Source organism: Fontibacillus forbon, assembly GCF_046559655.1.
Taxonomy (GTDB): Bacteria; Bacillota; Bacilli; order Paenibacillales; family Paenibacillaceae; genus Fontibacillus.
In genome coordinates, this window is sequence record NZ_JBKGFV010000003.1 from 55,321 (window position 1) to 78,668 (window position 23,348).

The 23,348-nt window shown below is 52.9% G+C and carries 20 protein-coding genes; 17 read left to right on the top strand and 3 right to left on the bottom strand.

Annotated elements, in window-relative coordinates; all coding sequences use genetic code 11:
- The first annotated feature begins 2 nt into the window (after positions 1-2).
- From ACLB09_RS12345 to ACLB09_RS12395, 11 genes are all read left to right on the top strand, one after another.
- Positions 3-1,013, top strand: a complete 1,011-nt coding sequence (locus ACLB09_RS12345; protein ID WP_410770760.1) for an ABC transporter permease — start codon at positions 3-5, stop codon at positions 1,011-1,013.
- Positions 980-2,008, top strand: a complete 1,029-nt coding sequence (locus tag ACLB09_RS12350; RefSeq protein WP_410770137.1) for an ABC transporter ATP-binding protein — start codon at positions 980-982, stop codon at positions 2,006-2,008. Before ACLB09_RS12345 ends, ACLB09_RS12350 begins: the two co-directional genes overlap by 34 nt.
- The gene (locus tag ACLB09_RS12355; RefSeq protein WP_410770138.1) at positions 2,005-3,039 is read left to right on the top strand and encodes an ABC transporter ATP-binding protein; all 1,035 of its coding nucleotides are present in this window, start codon (positions 2,005-2,007) and stop codon (positions 3,037-3,039) included. The genes ACLB09_RS12350 and ACLB09_RS12355 overlap by 4 nt, the downstream gene beginning before the upstream one ends.
- Positions 3,040-3,321: 282 nt before the next feature.
- A complete protein-coding gene (locus ACLB09_RS12360; RefSeq protein ID WP_410770139.1) occupies positions 3,322-4,410 on the top strand; it encodes an LCP family protein in 1,089 nt (362 codons plus the stop codon).
- Between the two features lie 222 nt (positions 4,411-4,632).
- Positions 4,633-5,061 (top strand): CBS domain-containing protein, encoded by a 429-nt coding sequence (locus ACLB09_RS12365; protein WP_410770140.1) that lies wholly within the window; start codon positions 4,633-4,635, stop codon positions 5,059-5,061.
- 139 nt (positions 5,062-5,200) lie between these two features.
- Positions 5,201-5,503: a MazG-like family protein gene (locus ACLB09_RS12370; protein ID WP_410770141.1), complete on the top strand. Its 303-nt coding sequence runs from the start codon at positions 5,201-5,203 to the stop codon at positions 5,501-5,503.
- A 6-nt stretch (positions 5,504-5,509) separates the two neighbouring features.
- A complete protein-coding gene (locus ACLB09_RS12375) occupies positions 5,510-6,430 on the top strand; it encodes a DUF2232 domain-containing protein (protein WP_410770142.1) in 921 nt (306 codons plus the stop codon).
- A gap of 11 nt (positions 6,431-6,441) precedes the next feature.
- Positions 6,442-8,424, top strand: coding sequence for a DHH family phosphoesterase (locus ACLB09_RS12380; protein WP_410770143.1), 1,983 nt, complete (start codon positions 6,442-6,444; stop codon positions 8,422-8,424).
- Positions 8,421-8,864 (top strand): 50S ribosomal protein L9, encoded by a 444-nt coding sequence (gene rplI, locus ACLB09_RS12385; protein WP_410770144.1) that lies wholly within the window; start codon positions 8,421-8,423, stop codon positions 8,862-8,864. Before ACLB09_RS12380 ends, rplI begins: the two co-directional genes overlap by 4 nt.
- 1 nt (position 8,865) lies before the next feature.
- Positions 8,866-10,227: a replicative DNA helicase gene (gene dnaB, locus ACLB09_RS12390; RefSeq protein WP_410770145.1), complete on the top strand. Its 1,362-nt coding sequence runs from the start codon at positions 8,866-8,868 to the stop codon at positions 10,225-10,227.
- A 312-nt stretch (positions 10,228-10,539) separates the two neighbouring features.
- Positions 10,540-11,826, top strand: coding sequence for an adenylosuccinate synthase (locus tag ACLB09_RS12395; RefSeq protein WP_410770146.1), 1,287 nt, complete (start codon positions 10,540-10,542; stop codon positions 11,824-11,826).
- A gap of 65 nt (positions 11,827-11,891) precedes the next feature.
- On the opposite strand, the gene ACLB09_RS12400 is transcribed toward ACLB09_RS12395, so the two are convergent.
- Positions 11,892-13,658 (bottom strand): ABC transporter substrate-binding protein, encoded by a 1,767-nt coding sequence (locus ACLB09_RS12400; protein ID WP_410770147.1) that lies wholly within the window; start codon positions 13,656-13,658, stop codon positions 11,892-11,894.
- Between the two features lie 140 nt (positions 13,659-13,798).
- On the opposite strand from ACLB09_RS12400, the gene ACLB09_RS12405 reads away from it, so the two are divergent.
- From ACLB09_RS12405 to ACLB09_RS12415, 3 genes are all read left to right on the top strand, one after another.
- Complete coding sequence (locus ACLB09_RS12405; RefSeq protein WP_410770148.1) at positions 13,799-15,352, top strand: DUF4153 domain-containing protein; 1,554 nt, start codon at positions 13,799-13,801, stop codon at positions 15,350-15,352.
- 192 nt (positions 15,353-15,544) lie between these two features.
- Positions 15,545-16,369, top strand: coding sequence for a hypothetical protein (locus ACLB09_RS12410; RefSeq protein ID WP_410770149.1), 825 nt, complete (start codon positions 15,545-15,547; stop codon positions 16,367-16,369).
- Positions 16,370-16,608: 239 nt separating this feature from the next.
- Positions 16,609-18,183 carry a peptidoglycan DD-metalloendopeptidase family protein gene (locus ACLB09_RS12415; protein WP_410770150.1) on the top strand — a complete coding sequence of 525 codons (1,575 nt, stop codon included), beginning with the start codon at positions 16,609-16,611 and terminating at the stop codon, positions 18,181-18,183.
- An 88-nt stretch (positions 18,184-18,271) separates the two neighbouring features.
- On the opposite strand, the gene ACLB09_RS12420 is transcribed toward ACLB09_RS12415, so the two are convergent.
- A complete protein-coding gene (locus ACLB09_RS12420) occupies positions 18,272-18,616 on the bottom strand; it encodes a hypothetical protein (protein ID WP_410770151.1) in 345 nt (114 codons plus the stop codon).
- Positions 18,617-18,629: 13 nt separating this feature from the next.
- Positions 18,630-19,121 (bottom strand): hypothetical protein, encoded by a 492-nt coding sequence (locus ACLB09_RS12425; RefSeq protein ID WP_410770152.1) that lies wholly within the window; start codon positions 19,119-19,121, stop codon positions 18,630-18,632.
- Between the two features lie 352 nt (positions 19,122-19,473).
- On the opposite strand from ACLB09_RS12425, the gene yycF reads away from it, so the two are divergent.
- The 3 genes from yycF to ACLB09_RS12440 are packed head-to-tail and all read left to right on the top strand — an operon-like array spanning position 19,474 to position 23,301.
- Complete coding sequence (gene yycF / locus ACLB09_RS12430) at positions 19,474-20,187, top strand: response regulator YycF (protein ID WP_410770153.1); 714 nt, start codon at positions 19,474-19,476, stop codon at positions 20,185-20,187.
- A 1-nt stretch (position 20,188) separates the two neighbouring features.
- Positions 20,189-22,012, top strand: coding sequence for a cell wall metabolism sensor histidine kinase WalK (walK, locus tag ACLB09_RS12435; protein ID WP_410770154.1), 1,824 nt, complete (start codon positions 20,189-20,191; stop codon positions 22,010-22,012).
- On the top strand, positions 22,009-23,301 hold the full coding sequence (locus tag ACLB09_RS12440; RefSeq protein WP_410770155.1) for a YycH family regulatory protein: 1,293 nt from the start codon (positions 22,009-22,011) through the stop codon (positions 23,299-23,301). The genes walK and ACLB09_RS12440 overlap by 4 nt, the downstream gene beginning before the upstream one ends.
- Positions 23,302-23,348 lie beyond the last annotated feature (47 nt).

Below are 23,348 nucleotides of genomic sequence, written 5' to 3' on the forward strand. Positions count from 1 at the left end.
AAATGAAAGTGGAAGTTCCTGCAGGAACTGGAAGCGCCCCTTTGTTTTCCGTTCCAGCCGGCCTGCCCCCGGAATCAGGCGAACCTTCGGCGGTAAACCTATCCAAGCGCCCGCCGGGTCCATGGAGAATGCTGTGGAGTAAATTTTCCCGAAATCCTTATGCGATGACCGGGCTTGTAGTACTGCTGTTTTTTGTGGTAATGGCATTATTGGCTCCTTTTATTACGAAATACGAACCTTCCCGGATCGATATGATGTTTCCGAACCTGAAGCCTGGGACGGATGGGCATTTGTTGGGTACGGATGAACTGGGCCGCGATATATTTACGAGGCTGCTTTACAGCGCACGCATATCCCTGTTGATCGGGTTTTCCGTAGCGCTTGCGTCCGTTGTCATCGGCTCTATTGTCGGAGCCATCTCCGGCTATTTCGGCGGATGGGTAGATACCATTTTTATGAGAATCGTCGATGTAATGAACTCGGTACCTACTCTGTTTTTAAATATTCTCGTACTGGCGATTTTCGGTTCGCAAATCAAATATATGATAATGATTTTGGCACTTACGAGTTGGATGAGCATCGCGCGCCTGGTACGCGGGACCTTCCTGCAGCTTCGGGAAATGCAGTACGTGGAAGCCGCCCGGGCCATCGGGGTATCGAGCTGGGGCATCATCTTCCGCCACTTGCTGCGCAACGCGAGCTTTCCGATTATCGTAAACGCCACCTTGATGGTAGGCAGTGCCATTTTGAGTGAATCGGCATTATCCTACCTTGGTCTCGGCATTCAAGCTCCCGCGACAAGCTGGGGGGTTATGTTGAGCAATGCGCAGGAATTTATGCTGGTTGATAAATTGCAGGCCGTATATCCAGGCCTATGTATTCTGTTAGTCGTGCTCGCGGTCAACTTTATCGGTGACGGGATCAGAGATGCGCTTGATCCTCGGCAAAGCATGAGCAAAACCCGGAGGAGGCTGAAACAATGGCGGAAAAATTACTCGAAATCCGGAAACTGACGGTCGGCTTTGTAACCGATAAAGGAATGGTCAAAGCCACCGATGAAATTTCGCTGTCCATTGGCCAGGGGCAGACCGTGTGCCTGGTCGGCGAATCCGGCAGCGGAAAGAGCGTCACCTCGCTCGCCGTGATGCGGCTGATCGACTATGCGGGCGGAGTGATCGCGGATGGGAGCATTGAGTACCACGGGCAGGATTTAACCGTGAAAAGTCAGGAAGAAATGCGTCATATCCGGGGCAACCGGATCGCCATGATTTTTCAGGATCCGATGTCATCGCTGAATCCGGTATTTACGGTCGGGGAGCAAATTGCTGAAAGTTTGCGCCTGCATCAAGAGATGAGCGGAGACAAAGCCTGGAATGCAGCGGTCGACATGCTGCGCATGGTCGGGATTCCGGCACCGGAAATTCGTGCAAAACAGTATCCGCATGAACTGTCCGGCGGGATGTGTCAGCGCGTCGTTATTGCGATTGCCCTGGCGTGTAATCCCGAACTGCTGATTGCCGACGAGCCGACAACGGCGCTCGACGTTACGGTACAGGCGCAGATTTTGGACTTGCTTCGCAAGCTGCAGTCGGAGCTCGGGATGTCTATTTTGCTGATCACCCATGATATGGGGGTTGCGGCGGAAATGGCGGACCGCGTAGCCGTTATGTACGCGGGGGCCATTGTGGAGGAAGGCCCTGTGGAAGAAATTTTCAGCAATCCGAGCCATCCTTACACGATCGGACTGCTGCAATCGATTCCCGGATTTGAAGGGGAGCGGGGCCGGGAACTCTATACGATTCAGGGGACGATTCCGCCGATCGGGCAGTTGCCGACAGGTTGCCGCTTTAATCCGCGGTGCCCGCACGCTATGGATGTTTGCCGCGAAAAAGAGCCTTTCGACTTTTTGGTGGGGGAAGATCATCGGACGGCCTGCTGGTTGTTTGAAGATCGGCCGGTGGCGCTTGTGGACGGTAGAGGCGGCAGAGATGGGGTGAAGCGCGGATGAGTACGAAAACCAAAGTGAAAAATCCATCGGCTGCTGGAGTATCAGCGACTGAAGAGATATTAGTCGATGTCCGGAACCTGAAGAAATATTTTCCGATTCATAAAGGGCTGCTGAGCCGGGTAGTCGGCCAGGTCAAAGCGGTGGATGATGTGTCCCTGACGATCAAGAAGGGCGAGACCTTCGGACTCGTCGGTGAATCCGGCTGCGGCAAGTCTACGCTGGGACGGGTGATTTTGCGGCTTCAAGGCGCAACCGAAGGCGAAGTGCTGTTTAACGGGCGGGATATCCATGAGATGAACGGGAAGGACCTCCGGGAACTGCGCGAGGAAATGCAGATTATTTTCCAGGATCCGTTCGGGTCGCTGAACCCGCGTTTTCTGGTAAAAGACATCATCGGGGAGCCGCTGCGCGTTCACCGGAATATGTCGGGGAAAGAAATCGATGAGCGGGTCGTCGAATTGATGGAAATGGTAGGCTTGGATGCTTCCCGCCGCAACCGGTATCCGCATGAATTTTCCGGCGGGCAGCGGCAGCGGATCGGCATTGCACGGGCGATTGCGTTGCATCCTCAATTCATTGTGGCGGATGAAGCGGTGTCCGCACTGGACGTATCGGTTCAATCGCAGGTCATCAATTTGCTGATGAAGCTGCAAAAAGAACTGGGTCTCACCTTTTTGTTCATTGCACACGGTCTTAACGTAGTCCGGCATATTTCCGACCGGGTCGGCGTCATGTATCTGGGCAAGATGGTGGAAGTGGGGGAAACGGAAACGCTGTTTGCCGCCCCTTTGCATCCCTATACAGCCGCATTGCTGTCGGCCATTCCTAAGCCGTCGCCGGGCCGCCGTCAGGAGCGGATCGTCCTTCAGGGGGATGTACCTTCACCGGCCAATCCGCCTTCGGGCTGCCGCTTCCATACGCGTTGTCCGCTGGCTCAAGCGAAATGCTCCCAAGTGGAGCCGTTGCTGGAGGAGATCATCCCAGGCAGACAAGTCGCTTGCCATTTTCCGTTGGTCAAAGGCGATTCCTAAGTAGCGCCGACTAAACAAAAACGAAAGTACGAAATTAAAATGAAAAGTCCGTCTCCTCTTTATAATGGGAGGCGGACTTTTTTTGCTTATTCTGCAGTAGTGTTTTGTGTACATTTTAGTCATAAATGGGGAATTTATCGGCGCATGCCATTAAACGGAGGCGGTAACTTTGTTGTACCGAAATTCGTCTATATGGTATAGTACGAAACGGTAGGGTATTTATTTAATGAGCAGAGTCGTACCTTTATAATAAGAAATAATCAACACAGATGGAGGCATATGATGAAACAAAGAGATAAAAGGGTAAAGAAGAAAGGGAGCCGGGGAAAAACGGTCGCGATCGTGCTGACGATCCTGGTAATCCTCGGGGCGGGAGGCTACGTGTTCCGCAAACCGTTAGCCGTGATGGCGTTTGATTTATTCCTTTCCGGCCAAGTGGAGAAGAAGCTGGAGAAATCCTACTCCCCGCTGGAGGGAGAACAGCCAAAGCCGGTAGTCAAGGAGCAGAAGATGGAGCCGTTCAGCGCCCTCTTGCTAGGGGTAGATCAGCGGGCGAATGAACCGGCCCGTTCGGATACGATGATTTATGCGGTCATTCGTCCGGAGGAATCCAAAGTGCTGCTCGTCTCGATCCCGCGGGATACGTACACGGAAATCGTCGGCAAGGATAAGGAAGACAAGATTAACCATGCTTATGCGTTCGGCGGCGAAAAAATGGCTAAGGATACCGTCGAAAACTTCCTCGGCAGTCCTGTCGATTACTATGCGGCCATTAACTTCGAGGGGTTGCGGAAAGTAGTTGACGCGCTTGGTGGTATTGAGCTGCCGATCACGGAAGATATCGTCAACAAACAGAAGGACCATGAGAAGTTCACGATCAAGGCGGGAAAACCGCTGTATGACGGTCAGGAAGCATTGAACTTCGTCCGGTACCGCGAGGATAGCGATTTTAACCGGACCAAACGGCATCAGGTATTTTTGAACGCCATCGTGGACCGGATGCTGAAGCTGGATCAGGTATCGAAAATCCCGGATTTGATGGATATGCTTGGTGAAAATTTTAAAACCGATATGATGCCGAGTTATATTATCGATCTCTCCAAGAAAGTGTTGCTGGGAGATGCCCCATCCATTAACGGGTTTACCATTATGGGGGAAGGCTTCCGCAAGAATGGCGTATACTATGATGCAGCCGATGAAGAAGACCTTGAATTTGCCAAGCAATTGATCGTCAGCTGGAATGATCCAAGCACGGCGCCGGAACAGCTGTTGATGCCGGATGCCCGTGAGAAAGCCGCGGAAGAAGCGGAAACAGAGGGTAGCAAGGAATCTGCGGATAAGAAACCTGCGGAAACGGTTCAGGCCCAATAATCAGTTATTATTCCATTATTCAGCACAACGACCTAGCAATCATACATTCCGCGAATCCTTCGGCAGTCCGGTATACCGGCTGCCGATTTCGCGCCATTTGACGGAACAGGATTCATCCTGAAACGTACAAACTAGTGTAACCGGAACGGAAAAATAATGCGAAACATGGATTTTTCCGATTTCTAAAGGAAGGTTAATAGGATAGAGGAGGAACTTATTCTCATGAATATTGCGTTTTTTTTACTGCCGAAAAATGATGTCGTTACGGTAACGCTGGATTCGACTTTGCGGCAGACGCTGGAAAGGATGGAATTTCACCGGTACTCGGCGGTGCCGATACTCGGCCGGGACGGAGTATACGTAGGGACGGTCACGGAAGGTGACCTGCTATGGTATATGAAGAATTCCGAAGGCAAGATTACTTTTGAGACCGCTTCAAAATTTTATCTCCGGGATGTTCCCCTCAAAATGGACATCAAGCCGGTATCGATCGATGCCGATATGGAAGACCTTATCAATTTGGCAAAAATGCAAAACTTCGTGCCGGTGGTGGATGATATGGGCCGGTTTATCGGTATTGTTCGCCGCAGCCAGATTATCGAGTATTGCGAAAAATTCGTGACCCGCGACGCCTCGTTGCCGAAATCATAGGAGGCTTCCGCATAAATGGGAAACACGGATGGAAACCTTGCTGTAAAAACTTGCTGCGCCCGTTTGCGTCCCTTGGTGGGCTTGCTTTATGCTATAATGTAGAATAAAGCTTTTTCTGGGAGGGTGGAAGCTGTCGGCCATGCAAAGGGAAATGGATGTAGCCAAACGAGCTAAAGTGATCGAGTGGTTAAAAACCGAAGTTGTCGATCACGTATCCCGTTTATTCAAAGCATTGTGGGAAGGCAGCACGACACGGATAACGGACAGCCTTGCCAGCCTGATCGTCAGCAGTTATATACTGGGACGCAGACTGGGTGTTTCCTATCGGGATTTGGATGAGGCCATCTTGGAGAAGTTGAAAAAACATAAACAGGAAGGGCACCAGCTCGAGGATTGGTATCAGGATATATCTACATTGGAAGAACATATGCGTAAGAGGTGAACCCATTTGAAGCTGCGCTGGACATCGGTGGCTTGGAGCGTCGTTTATCTGCTGCTCCTGTTGTCACTCGCTACTCCGCTTACCGTCGTCACGGCTTTTTTTCTGATTGTGCCTGGCGTCCTGTTGTACACTACTTTATCGGCCAAAGCGTTCGTGCTTCATATTGTGCCGGTCTGGATTATTTGCTCACTGATCTTTGGGCCAGCGATGCTGCTTCAAGCAGCTTATTTCTTGATCCCCGCGATCGTGATGGGGTATCTCTATAAGAAGAGGGCGTCCGCGATCCGGACTATTCTGATGGGAGCCGGTACGATTATGGCTCTATTTTTGCTGATTCTGCTCATCAGCACGGTGTTTTTTGATTTCAATTTGGCTGTGGCCATTGAAGATATGCTCAATACCGCGATGGCTCCGCTCCAAAACGTGGCGGATAGCCCGCTAGCCAGCGGGGTGATCTGGTCACCTGAGATAAGTCAGCAATTATCAAGCCTGACGGTGCGGCTTATTCCGTTTACGATGATCGTCTGCTCGCTGATTATTACGGTCATCGCGCATGCGGTTGCCCGTCCTACGCTGGGCAGCATGGGACATATCGTACCTAAGCTTCCGCCGTTCCGGGACTGGCGGTTGCCTAGATCGCTGATCTGGTATTATCTGATCGGCCTACTGATTCAAATGTTTGGCGGGGAAGCGATTCACCAAGGCTTTATGGGAACGATTCTTCTTAACTTGATGCCGCTACTGCAGTTCCTATTCATGATTCAATCGGCAAGTCTGTTCTTCTTTGCAGCTTACCACCGAAAGTGGAATCCGGCGATTCCGGTTCTCCTTGTGGTGGCGATGGTATTTATTCCGCCGCTTCGCATTGTCGGAATGTTGGACATCGCGTTTCCGCTGCGTGAGATGCTTACAAGACCAAGACGATAGGGTGGGAAAGCATGCCTAGTTTACTGCAAAAGCGTTGGCACGGCTATCAGACGGTTTGGATGTTCATGCTTCAGCTGCTGCTTGTCATTTTCGTCTCTTACTATAATTGGATTCTCGGCTTGATCGGGTTGTGCCTGGTTTGCGTGCTGGCATACCTGATGCTTCAGGCGGAACGGCGTTTTCGCAGGGATCTGATCAAGTATGTTACGGATTTGACCTACCGGATTAAGCGGGTAGAGGGGGAAGCCATCGGGCGTCTTCCCTTCGGGATCTTGCTTTACAGTGACGACCGGGTAGTGGAATGGCATAACCGTTTTGTGGGCGGCATGTTCGGCAAGGATACGGTGGTAGGGTCCTCTTTAGCCGAGCTACTGCCTCCATTGCCGCAGCCGGCCAAGGACAAAAAGGATAATAAAGCAGGCAGATCCATGGTCGAAGTGGTGGCGAATGAGCGGTACTACGAGCTCACGATCGATCATGACGAGCGGTTGATCTACATTCACGATATGACCGAACTCGCGATGCTGCGCGACCGTTATGAGAACGAACGGCCCGCGCTCGGCATCGTGATGCTGGACAATCTGGACGAGGCTGCTCAGGGCATGGATGACCAGCAGCGGACCGCGCTGATCGCCCGGGTGGCGTCGGCGATCACGGAATGGGCTAAGCAGCACCGCATTTATTTGCGGCGCTTGTCGTCCGAGCGGTATCTGATGATGCTGAATCAGAGATCGCTGACCGAACTGGAGCAAAGCCGGTTCGTGATTCTGGACGAGGTCCGCGAGATGACCGCGGACCTGAAGGTGCCGATGACGCTCAGCATCGGCCTGGCGTTCGGCACCGAGCGCTTCAGCGAGCTGGGCGAACTCGCCCAGTCGAGTCTGGACATGGCGCTCGGGCGCGGGGGCGACCAGGCCGCGGTGAAGGCCGGTCAGCGGCTGTCGTTCTACGGCGGCAAGACGGGTGCCGTAGAGAAGCGGACGCGCGTCCGCGCCCGCGTCATCGCGCATGCGCTGCGCGATTTGATGCAGGAGAGCGACCGCGTCATCATCATGGGCCATCGCATGCCCGACCTTGACGTCATCGGCGCCTCCATCGGGGTGATGAAGGCGGCCGATATGTACTCGGTCGAAGCGCACATCGTGCTCGACGGCTCAAACCCGGGAATCGAGCGCCTGATGGAGCGCGTCGATAAAGAAGAGGCGCTGGCGCGCCGCTTCATCTCGCCGGAGCAGGCGCTCGGTATGATGACCCCGCACACGCTGCTGGTCGTCGTCGACACCCATAAGGCGTCGATTACGATGGAGCCGCGTCTGGTGGACGCCGCACGGCGGGTCGTGGTGGTGGATCACCACCGCCGCGGCGAAGAGTTTATCAACGACGCCGTGCTGGTTTATCTGGAGCCGTACGCCTCCTCGGCATGCGAGCTCGTGACCGAGCTCCTGCAGTATATTCACGAGAAGGTCGAACTTAGTCCGCTGGAAGCAACGACGTTGCTGGCGGGGATTACGATCGATACGAAGCATTTTGCGCTGCATACCGGGTCGCGGACGTTTGAAGCGGCCGCCTTCCTCCGCCGGATGGGGGCGGATACGGCCATGGTGCAGCGGCTCCTGAAGGAAGACCTGCAGGAATACATCGCCAAGGCGGATATCATCAAGCATGCCCGGATGATTCACGGGCATATCGCGTTGGCGGTGACGGAAGAGGATCGCAAGATTCCGCAACTGCTGATCGCCCAGGTGGCGGACACGCTGCTGAATATGACGAACGTGCTTGCATCGTTCGTCATCAGCGAACGGCCCGACGGCCTGATCGGCATCAGTGCCCGATCCTTAGGCAGCATGAACGTGCAGGTGGTTATGGAACGGCTTGGCGGCGGGGGGCACTTGACGAACGCCGCGGTACAATTGGAAGGCACTCAGGCGGAGGCGGAGCAACGATTGCTGGCCGTACTGGATGAAATAGAGAAGGAAGAGGGGTTATTCGAATGAAGGTAATCTTTTTGAAAGACGTGAAGGGTCAAGGCAAAAAAGGGGAAATCAAGGAAGTATCGGAAGGCTACGCACAGAACTTCCTGATGCCGCGCGGGCTGGTTCGTCCGGCGACCGACGGCAACGTAAAAACGCTGGAGCATCAAACGGCGGCTGAAGTGAAGCGCAAGGAGAAGGAAAAAGAAGAAGCGCAGGCGCTCGGCAAGAAGCTGGAAGAAATGACGGTCACATTGAAGGCGAAAGCCGGGGAAGGCGGCCGTTTGTTCGGAGCGATTACGAGCAAACAGGTGGCTGAAGCGCTGGAGAAAGCCGGTGTGAAGATCGACAAGCGCAAGATTGAAATGCACGATCCGATCCGTACGCTGGGCGTAACCCAGGTACCGGTGAAGCTCCATCCTGAAGTGAAGTCGACGTTTAAAGTTCAGGTTACGGAGGAGTAACATGAGCGGCGATCCATTTTACGATCGGATCCCCCCGCAAAATCTGGAGGCGGAGCAGGCGGTACTCGGTGCGATATTGCTTCAGTCCGAGGCGCTTATTACCGCGATGGAGCGGGTTCGAACCGATGATTTCTATGACAAGCCCCATCAGTTGATTTATGAAGCGATGGTCCAATTGGGCGAAGAGGGACAGCCGATTGATCTGGTTACCCTGACTTCTCGGCTGCAAGATCGCGGCGAGCTGGAGGATACCGGCGGAGTCAGCTATTTGGCGAAATTGGCACATGCGGTCCCTACGGCGGCCAATGTCGATTATTACGCGCGCATTATCGAAGAGAAATCGATGCTGCGCCGTTTGATCCGGACCGCGACGCAAATCGTCAGCGACGGATACACCGGCGGCGAGGATGTCTCCGGGATGCTAAGCGATGCGGAGCGGCGCATTCTCGAAATTTCGAACCGTCGCTCCGGCAGCGGGTTTATCGCAATTCGCGACGTGGTGATGGAAGTGTTCGAACGCGTTGAATTGCTGCACCAGAACCGCGGGAATACGACCGGAATCCCGTCCGGCTTCGTCGATCTCGATAAGATGACGGCGGGTTTTCAACGGAACGATCTGATCATCGTGGCAGCCCGTCCGTCCGTAGGTAAAACCGCCTTCGCGCTCAATATCGCGCAAAACGTGGCGGTTCGCGCCAAGGAAACCGTCGCGATCTTCAGTCTGGAAATGTCCGCCGCCCAGTTGGTGCAGCGGATGATCTGCGCCGAGGCGAATCTCGACGCCGGCATCATGCGGACAGGCGACTTCAAGAGCGACGACGACTGGGCCAAGCTGACGATGGGTATTTCGGCTTTGTCGGAGGCGGAAATCTACATTGATGATACGCCGGGCGTGACCGTGGCCGATATCCGGGCAAAATGCCGGCGGCTGAAGAAGGAGCGGGGGCTCGGGATGATCCTCATCGACTACTTGCAGCTGATTCACGGCCGCGGCAAACCGGGCGAGAACCGGCAGCAGGAAGTGTCGGAGATTTCCCGGACGCTGAAGCAGATCGCACGTGAGCTGGAAGTGCCGGTAATCGCGTTATCCCAGCTTAGCCGGGGCGTGGAGCAGCGGCAGGACAAGCGTCCGATGATGTCGGACCTTCGGGAATCCGGCTCAATCGAGCAGGATGCCGATATCGTGGCGTTTCTTTACCGGGACGACTATTATAACCAGGAGACGGAGAAGAAGAACATCATCGAGATCATTATCGCCAAACAGCGGAATGGTCCGGTCGGCACCGTCGAGCTGGTCTTTCTCAAAAACTTCAATAAATTTGCGAATTATGAACGGGCGCATACGGATGCGTTTGCCGGGTAATACTGACTTTGGCGAATACTGCGTGTTTTTTATACCTGTAATTCTTAGCAATTATTCATTATTTCCGAACAATCATACGGGCGACTGTGTGATTGTTCGTTTTTTAATTTGACTTTAAAAATGGAGACTGGTAAACTGATATTGCTGCTTTCCAGCAGTAAATTAACGTGTTGTGTAAGTCTGGTCTGTTTTTTTTAGGAAGGCCTGAAGCGGATTCGGAGGCTAGATCATACTGTTCCGGTGCGTCGTTCGGGTTTTCGGTTATAAAATTGTTCAAATACAGGTGCGATGGCACCGGGCGGGGGAATGTACATGTCAACGGTAGTCGTTGTAGGAACCCAATGGGGAGACGAAGGTAAAGGTAAAATCACGGATTATCTGGCGGAGAGCGCAGATGTGGTGGCCCGTTATCAAGGAGGCAACAATGCCGGTCACACCATCCTCATCGATGGCAAGAAGTACAAACTCAGCCTGATCCCGTCGGGCGTGTTTTATTCGGATAAGAAATGCGTAATCGGCAACGGCATGGTCGTGAATCCGGCCGCGCTGATTGAAGAGATTAACTATATTCACGAAAATGGCTTCAATACGAAAAACCTGGTCATCAGCGACCGCGCCCATGTCATTATGCCTTACCACATGGTGCTCGACGCACTGGAAGAAGACCGCAAGGGACCGAACAAAATCGGAACGACCCGCAAAGGGATCGGCCCGGCTTATATGGATAAAGCGGCACGCAGCGGCATCCGGATTGCGGATTTGATGGATGCGGAAGAGTTTGAGCTGAAGCTTCGCCATTTGATGAACGAGAAAAATCATGTGATCCAGCAAGTGTACGGTTCGGAACCGCTGGACGTGGAAGAGATTCTGAAGCAGTATCTGGAATACGCGGAAGTTCTTCGCCCTTACGTAACGGATACTTCGGTTGTGCTTAACGATGCGATCGATTCGAAGGAAAAGGTGCTGTTCGAAGGTGCACAAGGCGTTATGCTCGATATCGACCAAGGGACGTATCCGTTCGTAACGTCCTCCAACCCTTCGGCTGGCGGCGTCTGCATCGGATCCGGTGTCGGACCGTCGAAGATCGATCAGGTGATCGGGGTTGCGAAGTCCTACACGACCCGCGTCGGCGACGGACCATTCCCGACCGAGCTGAAGGACGAGATCGGCGATTTCATCCGTGAAACCGGCCATGAATACGGCACGGTTACCGGACGTCCACGCCGCGTCGGCTGGTTCGACAGCGTCGTGGTGCGCCATGCCCGCCGCGTAAGCGGACTGACCGGCCTCTCGCTGAACTCGCTGGACGTATTGACCGGGCTGAAGACGGTCAAAATTTGCACCGGCTACAAGTACCGGGGCGAGGTAATTACGCATTATCCGGCCAGCCTGAAAATGCTCGCCGAGTGCGAAGCGGTGTACGAGGAGCTTCCGGGCTGGTCCGAAGATATCAGCGGCGCGAAGACGCTGGAGGATCTGCCGGAAACGACCCGCAACTATGTGAAGCGCGTGTCCGAACTGACGGGCATTCCGATCGCGATTTTCTCCGTCGGCCGTAACCGCAGCCAAACGAATCAAGTATTGCCGATTTACGAGTAAGATCAGAAAATGAAAGCCGTTCAGAGCAGGTAATTCGCTCTGTAACGGCTTTTTTTATTTATGAATTATAGCTGTGGCGGGAACCAGATGTTTCGCAGGTCGACCCAGCCCTGGCTGTTAAAGGTGACCCCGCGGACCGTGGGGAGTACCGCGGTCTGTACCGGTTTTTCATACAGAATATGCAACTCGTCTCCTTCAATCAGCATGTTTTCAATTCCGGCGAACAGGGCGTTCCTTGCCAGCGGGTCAGGTTCACGGGCAACATTGCGGAGCGCCTGCTCGATGTCGGTTTGGGTATGAGAGTCAACGTGCTTCGAGACCGTCTGGTACAGGTCGAACAGGCGAAGCTGCTCATCCCGGTCGCGGACAAGCGAAAAGATAATGAGGTCGCACTCCAGCCGAAGGGTCCCTTTGAATGCCTCCGCCGAGGAGGTCAGTACCTCGCAGCCGTAACCGGCCGCCTCTAACTGCCTTGCGACGAAATCGGCATCCGGCTTGTACGGAGCAATGGTCGCAATGCGGAGGGCTATCGGAACCTGAGCAGTCAAGTCTTGAGCTTCCGCTTCTTGTCGCAGGATGGAGAATACCTTGGAGCGGGTCGCGGGATCGCTCAACGGGCCATTATTTCTGGTATTGCCCGTGATGAATTTACGTACGGACACCTGGGAATGCATTTGATGCATCTGGTGTGTCTGTTGCGTCTGCTCTGTCTGTTGTGTTTTTCCTGTCTGTTGTGTTATCAGTGACTTCGGTGTCTGTCCTCCAGCCCCTCCAATGTCGGCTGAGGGATTGGGAATCAAATGAAACGGAGACCAGGCGTCGCTATCGTCACTCCGTGTTCCCGGCAACTCCCAGGGGACATGGACGATTTCCACGCGGTCCAGATGAACCTGGCCCTGATAATAATGGGGGAATGCTTCGAGAACACACATATTATCACACATTTCCACGACCTTAAACGGCCCGGAGCCGACAGGGCGAGTCCCGAACAAGGCCTCCCCGCGTTGATCGAGGTGCCGGGGAACGATGGACGCCCGGCTGGTGGACAGGCAGGGCAGAAACAACTCGGAGGGTTCATGGAGCTCCATGCGGACCGTGTTTTGATTTAGAGCTTGCACGGTTTTGATTTGTTTGAAGATATAGCTGTACAGTGTCCGGTACGGATTTTGCGCCAGCCGCCTGAACGTATATACGACGTCTTCGGCGGTCAGCAGGCTGCCGTTGTGGAACAGGACGCCCTTGCGCAGGAAAAAGGTCCATACCGTACGGCTTTCGTCCGTCTCCCAAGCGTGAGCGATACCCGGAATAATTTCGCCTGAAGGGTTGTCCCTACGGGTTAATCCGTCAAATACATGTCCGGCGACAAAAGCCTCTGCCAGCAAATTCATATGTACGGGGTCAACCGTATGGATCTGTTGACGTACCGGCAGACGCAAAGTATCGATTTGGCGATTGCGGCGGATTTCGGCATGATGACCGAAATAGGTCAACAGCCAGCCGTGGAGGTGATCCGGGAGCGAGGATGATCCGTTATGCCGCCGGATGTCTTCAATCGCCTGCCCGATATCTTTGCGGTGAATGGCTTGCATGACGGATTGGGCGGCGATTTCCCCGGGCTGCATCCGGAACTGCAGGGCGGACCGGGCCCCGCGGCCCCGTTGCGAAGCCCAGCCGATCCATCCGCACGCCTCCATTTTATGAATGATAGTCAACGCACTGCGGTGCGTACAACCGAGAACCGCAGCAAGCTCGTCCAGCGTAACCTCGACGGGCGTATTGTGGTTGGAGCCGTACCGCGCATGCAGCTGCAAAAATTGCCGATGCAATTTCACCTTCCGATCCTCCCCCGATAAAATAAGAAATTTTCCAGATTATTTCTTCTCTTTATTTTCCTATTTTATCATCTAAAATGGGCTGTAGAAAATATGAAGGAGCTTTCTATACCGTGTAAGCCCGAATTGGAGGAATCAAAATGATGGACGAAAAACACATGGCTATGGCTGTATCCCGACGCGAGGTGATCGCGCTGTTGGCCGGATTTACGCTGGCTGCTGCCCATCAGTATTTGTTCTACGGTCATTCGCTTGGACTTTCTGTGCCGATTTTTGTGGTTCTTTTCTACGCATATCTCTTTTTGTGTGCAGGTGAGCGCATCCGGCGGCCTTTCACCTGGTTTGGCTGGCTGTCTTTTGCGGCGGTTCTGCTGCTCTCGATGACCTATGCGCTGTTTGCCAACCCCGTTTTTCACTCGCTTAATGTACTGGCGCTTCCATGCCTGATCTTGCTTCAGACGACATACATACTCAGTCCCAAGACGCGCTCATGGGGAGATTTGCGGATGATTCTTGATGCGTTTGACCACCTTTTTCCGCAGAATTTGCGTCATTTTGCCACCTTTTTTAACTTGCTGAAATCTTTCATCGTCCGGAAAATGGGGGATCGTAGCCGGAAAATGGCCGGCAAAGTACTGCTCGGACTGCTCATTGCGCTGCCGCTGCTCATCATTGTCGTCAGTTTGCTGACCTCGGCGGACAGCAGTTTTGAGCGTCTGCTTTCGGGTATTCCCGACTGGCTGAACCGCTGGTTTTCGTTTGGGGAAATTGTGTTTCGCCTTGCTTGGATCGTTTTGATCGGGTTGTTGTTATTCGGTTATTTGTGGGGATTTGTAAGTCCGCGTCCGGAGCAGCCGGAGCAACGAGAGGGTGAAGCGGCCGGTGTGCCCGGCGTGAATGTGCGTGGTGTAGACGCAAGTAACATCGAGATCAAATTTGATCCGGTGATTACAGCGACCGTGCTGATTGTGGTCAATATCGTCTATTTGCTGTTCGTGTCGCTGCAATTCAGTTATCTGTTCGGCGCCTGGCGCGGCATGCTACCGGAAGGCAGCACCTATGCGGAGTATGCCCGGAGCGGGTTTCTGGAGTTGGTATTCGTAACTGCGATTAATTTTGCCATTCTGATCGGGACCTTGGTGTTTAGCGGACAGGCGGGACATTGGTTGCGCAAATGGAATAACTGGATGTTGTACATTCTGGTGGGCTGTTCGTGCGTGATGCTGGTGTCGGCGTATACGCGCCTGATTATGTATGAGCAAGCGTATGGATACACGTATATCCGATTTTTGGTACATGCGTTTATGATCTTTCTGGCTTTGCTGTTCTTGTGTGCCGGGCTTCGCATTTATTTTGCGAGCATCCCGCTGCTTAAGTGCTTTGTCGTGATCGGGCTGGTTGCCTATGTTGCCATCAACTATGCCAATATGGACCGTGTCATTGCGACGAAGAACATGGAACTCTACAAGGAGAGCGGAACGATCGATGCGAGATACCTGACAGGACTCTCTGCCGATGTGGTTCCGCAGCTCATCCGGTTTAGCCGTGACAAGGACCTGGATGATTTGAACCGGCAGTTATATGAGAGATGGGAGCCGCTAATGAAAAAAGAGTCCGAATGGCCTTCATTTAACGCGGCAAATTCCCGTGCGGTCACCGCATTGAAGCAAAATGCGAAAAACGCCGCCCGGTGAGGACAGTTATGTAATTTTACCGACTTATGCCGTGAGACCTGTACTTTCTGAATTTATCGCTGACGGCCCAGTCTACTATTTTTACAACATCGTTTCTATTTCAAAAGATTACTTTCCGCTTCTGTCGTCCATACTGGAATTTAGGAGAACAGGTATGCCGGTCTAACCGGCAGGCAGAAGGAGGATGTAAAAATGCGATGGATAGGTAGACTGGCAAAGCTGGTTATAACGGTAGTTATCGTTTGCATGTTGACGGTTATGACCACGGGTTACGTGGTGAATACGTATATACAGTCGCTGCTGGGCAGCTATAATCTGCCTCTGGCGGCTGAGGCCCCTACTTTAGGCGGGATGATGAAGGGGATGCTTGGGATTGGGGGAAGCAAGGAAAAGGACAAGAACAACAAGAACGCGGCTGGGGAAGATAAGGACAGCCAGTATGCGGATACGGGAAAAGAGAGTGACGAAACCGGAGGCTTAACCGGGCTTGGCGGATCAGAGGGCAAAGGGGAAAATACGAGCGGGGAATTGGGAGATACAAGCGGCACTAATAGTAATGGCAGTAATAATAGTACAGGCGGCACCGGATCGGATACGGACGGCAGTAAGACGGGGAAAAGCGGGGAGAATGACGGCAATCCGGGAAGCGGCGGCACCGGCGGTTCCGGAGGCAGTACGGACGGGGAGGCTCCTCCGGAAGACGCACTACCGGTTATGGGAGGCATCTCCGGCGGCTCGGGATCAGCGGGCGGCAGCCAGGGTGCGCTAGGCCAGGACGAGCAGGTCGTAGTGACGCCGGATGAGATGGTGGCCAAGAAAGACGGACTTTCGGATAAGGATAAAGAGGAAGTCTTCGCTATGCTGATGGCAAAGCTGCCGCAAGAGGAGATGCAGAAGATGACGGAAGCGATGGAAGGGGGGCTGACGGAAGCTGAGATGATCGAAATCGAACAAATTATTGCCAAATATTTGGATAAAACGGAGTATACCAAAATGATGCAAATCCTGAATGGCTGAAAAATAAACCCTAAAAACTTCATAATAAAGCGGTGTCATTCACAGGATTGTAAATATATACCTCAAGCCAATAATGTCGATAAAACGCTCGAATCCCTTGTCACAAAAGGGAATTGGGCGTTTTTTGCGTTGGTTGAAATCCATTGATGGACTATGTTAAAGTAAACAATAGCGGTAAAAGGTTAAAATTTTGAAACCTTTTTTTGTCGTATTGAGTCGAATGGGAGATGGAGATCAGCATGAGAGGTTTCAGGGGGATACGTTGGCAGCTGTGGCGCAAGGGCCAAGACCCGGCGCAGATGAATCACGGCCGCCCGGAAAACAATCTGGAGATGTCCGAACAAGATACAACAGCGGCGGAAAGCAATACCGGCCGGCGCTCGAAGCCACGCATCATCGCGGCAAGCGCAATTGCAGCTTTGCTGGTTGCGGGCGGGATTTATTTCGCGGGGCAGCAGTATGTGGAGGCCAACACGGTGTCCTATTATCGGGTTTACGTCGCAGGCAAAGAAATTGGCACGATCGCCAACGAGGAACAATTGCAGGCTCTTTTTAAACAAAAGGAGCAGGAATATAACGAAAAATACCCGCAGGTAGAGATGGCGGTACATACCGAAGGAATCACGACGGTACCGGACAAAGCTTACAAAGCGGAGATTCATAGCGAAGAAACGCTGGAAACGCTGAACGGTATGCTAACGGGTTACGCCAAAGGCGTGGAGCTGAAGGTTGACGGCAAAACGATCGGAATCGTAAAAGATCAGGCCACAGCCGATGCGGTACTGGAGCAGATTAAGGACAAGTACGCTCCGCAAGCGAAAGCAGTGGCTGCATCAAGCTCGCTGGCTTCGAAAGTGAAGAAAACCGGAGGCCTGCAGCAAACCGCCGCCAAATCGGCGGCGGACGATTCCGGCGTTGCGCTGGAGTCGGTCGATATTAAGGAAGACGTGTCCACGGCGGCCGTAGATACGGATCCGAACAAAGTGCTGGACACGAATGCGGCAGTAGCGCGAATCCTCGAAGGTGACGAAGCTGCCATTACGTATGCGGTCAAGGAAGGCGATACTATTTCTTCCATTGCGTCCCGCTTTGATATTACCCAGAAGGAATTGTTCAGCAACAATCCCGGGGTGAAGGAATTGACGCTGCAGATCGGCACGGAACTGAAGATTAACGCCGTTCAGCCGGCGCTAACGGTAAAGACCGTGGAGCGTGTGTCCGAGGAAATCGTTACGGAGCCGCAGGTCATCGTCCGCAAGAGCGCGGATATGCGGTCGGGTCAGACTAAGGTGATCTCTTTGGGAGAGAGCGGCTTGAAGACGATGAAATATCGTTTGACGAAGGAGAACGGCGAGGTCGTGGCGGAGGAATGGCTCGGCCAAGAGGTTATTAAGGAATCGCAGCCTAAAATCGTCGTCAGAGGCACGAAAGTCGTGCTTGGCGAAGGCTCGGGCGATTTTGCCTGGCCGGTGTCGGGCGCTACCATGACCAGCAGTTACGGCAAACGTTGGGGCAAGACGCATAAAGGCGTGGATCTCGTTTCTTCCAATCGCAGCATCCTTGCCGCGGATGACGGAGTGGTCACCTTTGTGGGGACCAAATCGGGTTATGGCAACTGCATTATCATCGACCACAAGAACGGGTACGAGACCCTGTACGGCCACTTGAGCAAAATCAGCGTGAAAAAGGGAGAGGTCGTAGAGAAGGGCTCGAAGATCGGCGTGATGGGCAACACAGGCCGCTCCACCGGCACGCATCTTCACTTTGAGATTCACAAGAACGGCAACATCCAGAACCCGTTGAAGTATCTATAATGCGAATCAAATAAATGCAATTAAAAAAGGAACCCAGTACATTTACGATACGGGGTTCCTTTTATATTAGCCTTGCAACGTTTGATTATTAAGAGCGAACCTTTTTTCCAGTCAATTGTTCAAATTCATCATTGGCTTCTTTTATGCGTTTCTCATAAGCTTCTTGGCCAATTTCATTGATAATATCCATTCGTATTCTTTTCATATCCTGATCAATTAAAGGCATCAATCCAGGCGCTGGAGGAATTATCATAACTCCATCATCGTAGGACTGTGCTGCATTCAAGGTTTTCGATCTTATAATCCTAGAAACTGAGTTAATACCCGAAACTCTTGGGAAACGGCCTGAACCTCTAGGAGAGACTTCCCGGTATTTTCGGTCAGATAATGGCAAAGCCGGTACCTTTATAGCTTTCCGTTTTCCATTCTCCATAAAAATCACTCCCTTATTTATAGTATAACCGAATCAAGCGGATAGCTTCAACCGAGGTGAGATACATTTGTCTCATACCGCCATAACGTGCGCCGAATCTCGTCTTATAGTAGCTGTATAAATTTGATTTTGGAATAAATGCAACCTCACCTTGTTTTCCATGAGCAAAGCTTTGAACGCAAGCCTCTCCGAGCAGAACGTCCGTTACATTTGAAAAGTCGCGATCCTTCGTTTTATAGCGGTTCAATGGTGCGCTCTCCAGGAGATCGACAAATACACAGTGTTCTCTGACATGGTACGCAATAGCGCCTTGTATATAGTTGTTGTTTCCGATTACAAGGAGTTTATACGGAGTGGACGATTCGTTTGAACGAAGATATCTCGTCCAATCGAAGTTTTCCTCCCATCCGGCTTGATGCAGGGATTGGGCATCGGACAGATTCATATGTATAACTTCTGAGGGGTAAAACTCGCCACTTTTGTGTTTTAGCTGCCATTGTGGCATATTGACATCTCCTTATCCCATACAAGTACGGGGCGTTCATTCCTACATGAAAGATATTAATCGGACATACTGAAATAGAACATTTTCACGTCATATTTTGTATTATCTTATCTTTTGTCTATCAGTTTAGCATATCTTGGAATTGAATAGTGACGGCTGTCATTTTCAGCCTCATTATCTTGAAAATGTATCCAGCCGGTTGTTCAGATTAATTTTAACGGCGAACTCAGAATAGATAAATCCCTTTTGTAAATCATCGAATCTATAAGGAATCGGTTATGAAGGGGGAGGCCAGGTATGGTAAGATAGAGTAAGATCGGCCAAGCCTGAAAGTTTGGGGTGAATAGATAGCATGCAAGGGAAAATTCTGGTCGTTGACGATGAACGGCCCATCGCGGATATTTTGAAGTTTAATCTGGAAAAAGAGGGCTACGAGGTCATTCTCGCGTTCGATGGAATCGAAGCGGTGGAGCTCGCTTATTCGGAGCAGCCCGATTTGATTCTGCTCGACTTGATGCTGCCCGGCAAGGACGGCATGGACGTGTGCAGGGAAGTGCGGGCCAAGCTGCAAACCCCGATTATCATGCTGACGGCCAAGGACGGAGAGATCGACAAAGTGCTGGGTCTCGAACTTGGCGCGGATGATTATGTCACCAAGCCGTTCAGCACGCGCGAGCTGTTGGCCCGGGTAAAGGCCCAGATGCGGCGGCAGCAGAAGCCTGTGGCGCTTGAGGGACCGGAGGAACGGCAGGGGATCAGCCTGTTTGAGCTGTTTATCGACACGGATACTTATACGGTTTACAAGAACGGAGAGCCGCTCGACCTGACTCACCGGGAATTTGAGCTGGTCCATTATCTGGTGAAAAATGCCGGGAAAGTGATGACCCGCGAACATCTGCTGCAGGCGGTGTGGGGATTTGAATACTTCGGCGACGTGCGTACGGTCGATGTGACCATCCGGCGTTTGCGGGAAAAAATCGAGAAAGACCCGAGCAAGCCGGAATACATTTTGACCCGGCGCGGTCTCGGATACATGATGCGAAGCTCCAAGGCGGGTGGGTTCTAGCATGAAGCTGCCCTCCTTTTTCCGCACCATCCAGGCAAAGCTGATCATTATTTATGTGCTGCTGATCTTGATTGCAATGCAGTTGATCGGGGTCTATTTCGTGAGCGCGATGAAGACGTCGTTGACCAGCAATTTCACGAAAGAATTGCAGGAACGGGCGGAACTGCTCTCCGTGCTGGCAGCACAGAACCTGGGGGTGACCGGGGATTCGGCGGAGGAATCGCTGGAAAATTTGCGCGTGCTGGTGAACAATTTGTTCAACATTAACGGCGCGGAAATTCAGGTGCTGGACGCGAGCGGCAAGGTGCTGACGACGTCCAAGCCGTCGCATGCCGATTATGTCGGCACGAAGAATACGCAAACCGTGGTCAACCGGGCTTTGCAGGGGATCCGGGACAACGAGGAATACATTATCGACGAAGATAATATCCGCAAAAAGGTCGTAGCCAAGCCGGTGGTCAATGACGGAAAAATCGTCGGCGCGATCTACATCGCGGCCTCGATGAACGAGCTGTACGATACGATGGAGCGGATTAATAATATTTTTATTTCGGGGATATTGCTGGCACTGGGTCTGACGGCGGTACTGGGCGTGATTCTGGCGCACACGATTACTTCGCCGATCAAGGAGCTGACCCGGCGGGCAACGGCGGTGGCTGAAGGGGAATTCCACCAGAAGATGCCGGTGCTCGGGAACGACGAGATCGGCCAGCTCAGCAAAGCTTTCAACTATATGACGAGCCGTCTTCGGGACGCGCTGGCCCAGAACGAGGAAGAGAAGGAGAAGCTGGCTTCGATCCTCACGAACATGAGCGACGGGGTTATCGCGACCGACGAGAGCGGGAAGGTCATTCTCATGAATCGCCGGGCGGGCGAGATGCTGCGCATCGAAGAGGAGCTGACAGGAAGCAGCGACATGATCTCGCTCTTGCATCTGCCACCGGAGGAACGCGAGATTTTCCGGCAAGGAACGATGCATTCCACGATCCTGGAAAACGAGACGCCGGAAGGGGACACGTTCCTCATCCGCGTGACGTTTACGCCGATCCATCGGCGGGAGATCGGCATCGTCGGAACGATCGCCGTACTCCAGGACGTCACGGAGCAGGAGCAACTGGAGGCGTCGCGGCGGGAGTTCGTGGCCAACGTGTCGCATGAGCTGCGCACGCCGCTGACGACGATCAAGAGCTATACGGAGGCGCTGGAGGACGGCGCCATGGAGGACCCGGAACTGGGACCGAAATTCGCCTCCGTCATCCAGAACCAGACCGAGCGCATGATCCGTCTTGTAACCGATCTGCTGCATCTTTCGCGGCTTGACTCGAAGGAAGCGCTGCTGCGCAAGCAGCCGGTCTCCGTGATGGAGATGCTGGAAGAGGTGACCGACCGGTTTTCATTTCAAATGCAGGAAAAAGACATCAAGCCGTCTCTTTTTATCGGCAATAGCGTAGGGTCGGCCTGGATGGACCGGGACCAGATCGACCAGGTATTGGACAATTTGATCTCCAATGCGATGAAATATACGCCGGAAGGCGGGACCATTGGCATCGAGGCCAGAACGGCGGACGATGGATCGCTCGCGATTTCCGTGCAGGATAACGGGATCGGGATTCCGAAGAAGGACCTGGACCGGATTTTCGAACGTTTTTACCGGGTGGACAAGGCCCGTTCGAGGAATATGGGCGGGACGGGGCTGGGCCTCTCCATTGCCCGGGAAATTGTAAAAGCGCACGGCGGGACGATCTCGCTGCAGTCGGAGCTGGGCAAAGGCACCAAGGTGACCTTTACGTTGCCGCAGCATGAACAAGGAGGCGACCGGCGATGAAGGAAAGAGTAAAATCGCTGATGCTTGCCCTGCTGGTCGTGTGCAGTCTGGTGCAGAGCTATTTTCTTATCTATCGGCTGCCGGGAAGCGACCCGGTGGTCAAGACGGAAAGTGATTATATCAAGACGGAAGATATGGGTCAGGAAGCCGAAGCGGAAGATATGCTGTTTCCGTCGCAGATCGCCGTGCATTTGGGGGAAAACCGCCACACGGTATTTTATCCGGACTCGGCTTTTTACAACTTGATTTACTCCCGGCTGAAGGGGCGGCAGTTCGACGGATTCCAGCGCTATGCGGTGGAGAATCTGAATTGGACCGACATCCGCAGCCGTTATGCGGGAATTGAACTGCAATTCGGCGGCGGAATGCCGGTTGCTTTGCTTCAGAAGGTGATGCAGATCGCTCCCGACCCGCTGTTTGAAGGAGAGAGTATCAGCCGGGTGCTGATTTACAATTCCGAAAACGAGGATCAGGTGCGGGTGTTCTTTTTCAGCTCGCGGGGGGATGTCGTGTATGAAGCGACGAAAGCCGATCTGACGGTGCAGGATGTGCGGCAGCAGGTGGATTTCGGCAAGGATTGGGTGCCATATACGCTGGTGAACGGGTACTACATTCCGGAGAAGCCGATTCATATGGTGGAGACGGGGCTGAACGTCGGACTGTTTTCCACGGATCAGATGCAGAGCAGCTTGTTCTTTGATCCGAGCATCACCCGTTATATCCGCGAAAAAGACGGCTCCGAGATTTACACGGACAGCAAGCGGAGCTTGCAGGTAAAGCAGAACCGGAATTGGATCAATTATACCGATCCGGCCGCTCCGGCGGCAGGCGAGAACAATCCGGGGCAGAATGCGTTGTCCGCCGTTGATTTTGTCAATCTGCACGGGGGCTGGAACGGCCAATACCGGCTGAAGCAAACCGAAGACACGGGAAGCGAGCAGCATACGGTAGTGTTCCAACAGTATTACGGGGAAGGGCAGTTCGGGGCTTTTCCGATCATTGATATTTCCTCGTTCCATTACAGCGAAATTACTTTGGAGATGCGGCAGGGCACGATCATGGGGTATGAACGCTCGCTGATCTACTCTACCGAAGGATTCTGGAACAAAAGAATGGTCGAGCTGCCCAGCGGAGAAGAGCTGCGGAATCAGATCGCGCGGCTCGAAAATGAAGCCGAAATCGTCAATTTGTATCCGGCCTATCTGCCCTCGCTAACGGAAGACGGCCTGCTGCTGAAGCCGATGTGGGCGGCCGAGTTCAAAAACGGGGCAACCCGGGTGATATATTAGATGTCCTGAATCGGGCAATAAGCAAAGTGATCAAATTCGGAGGTGAA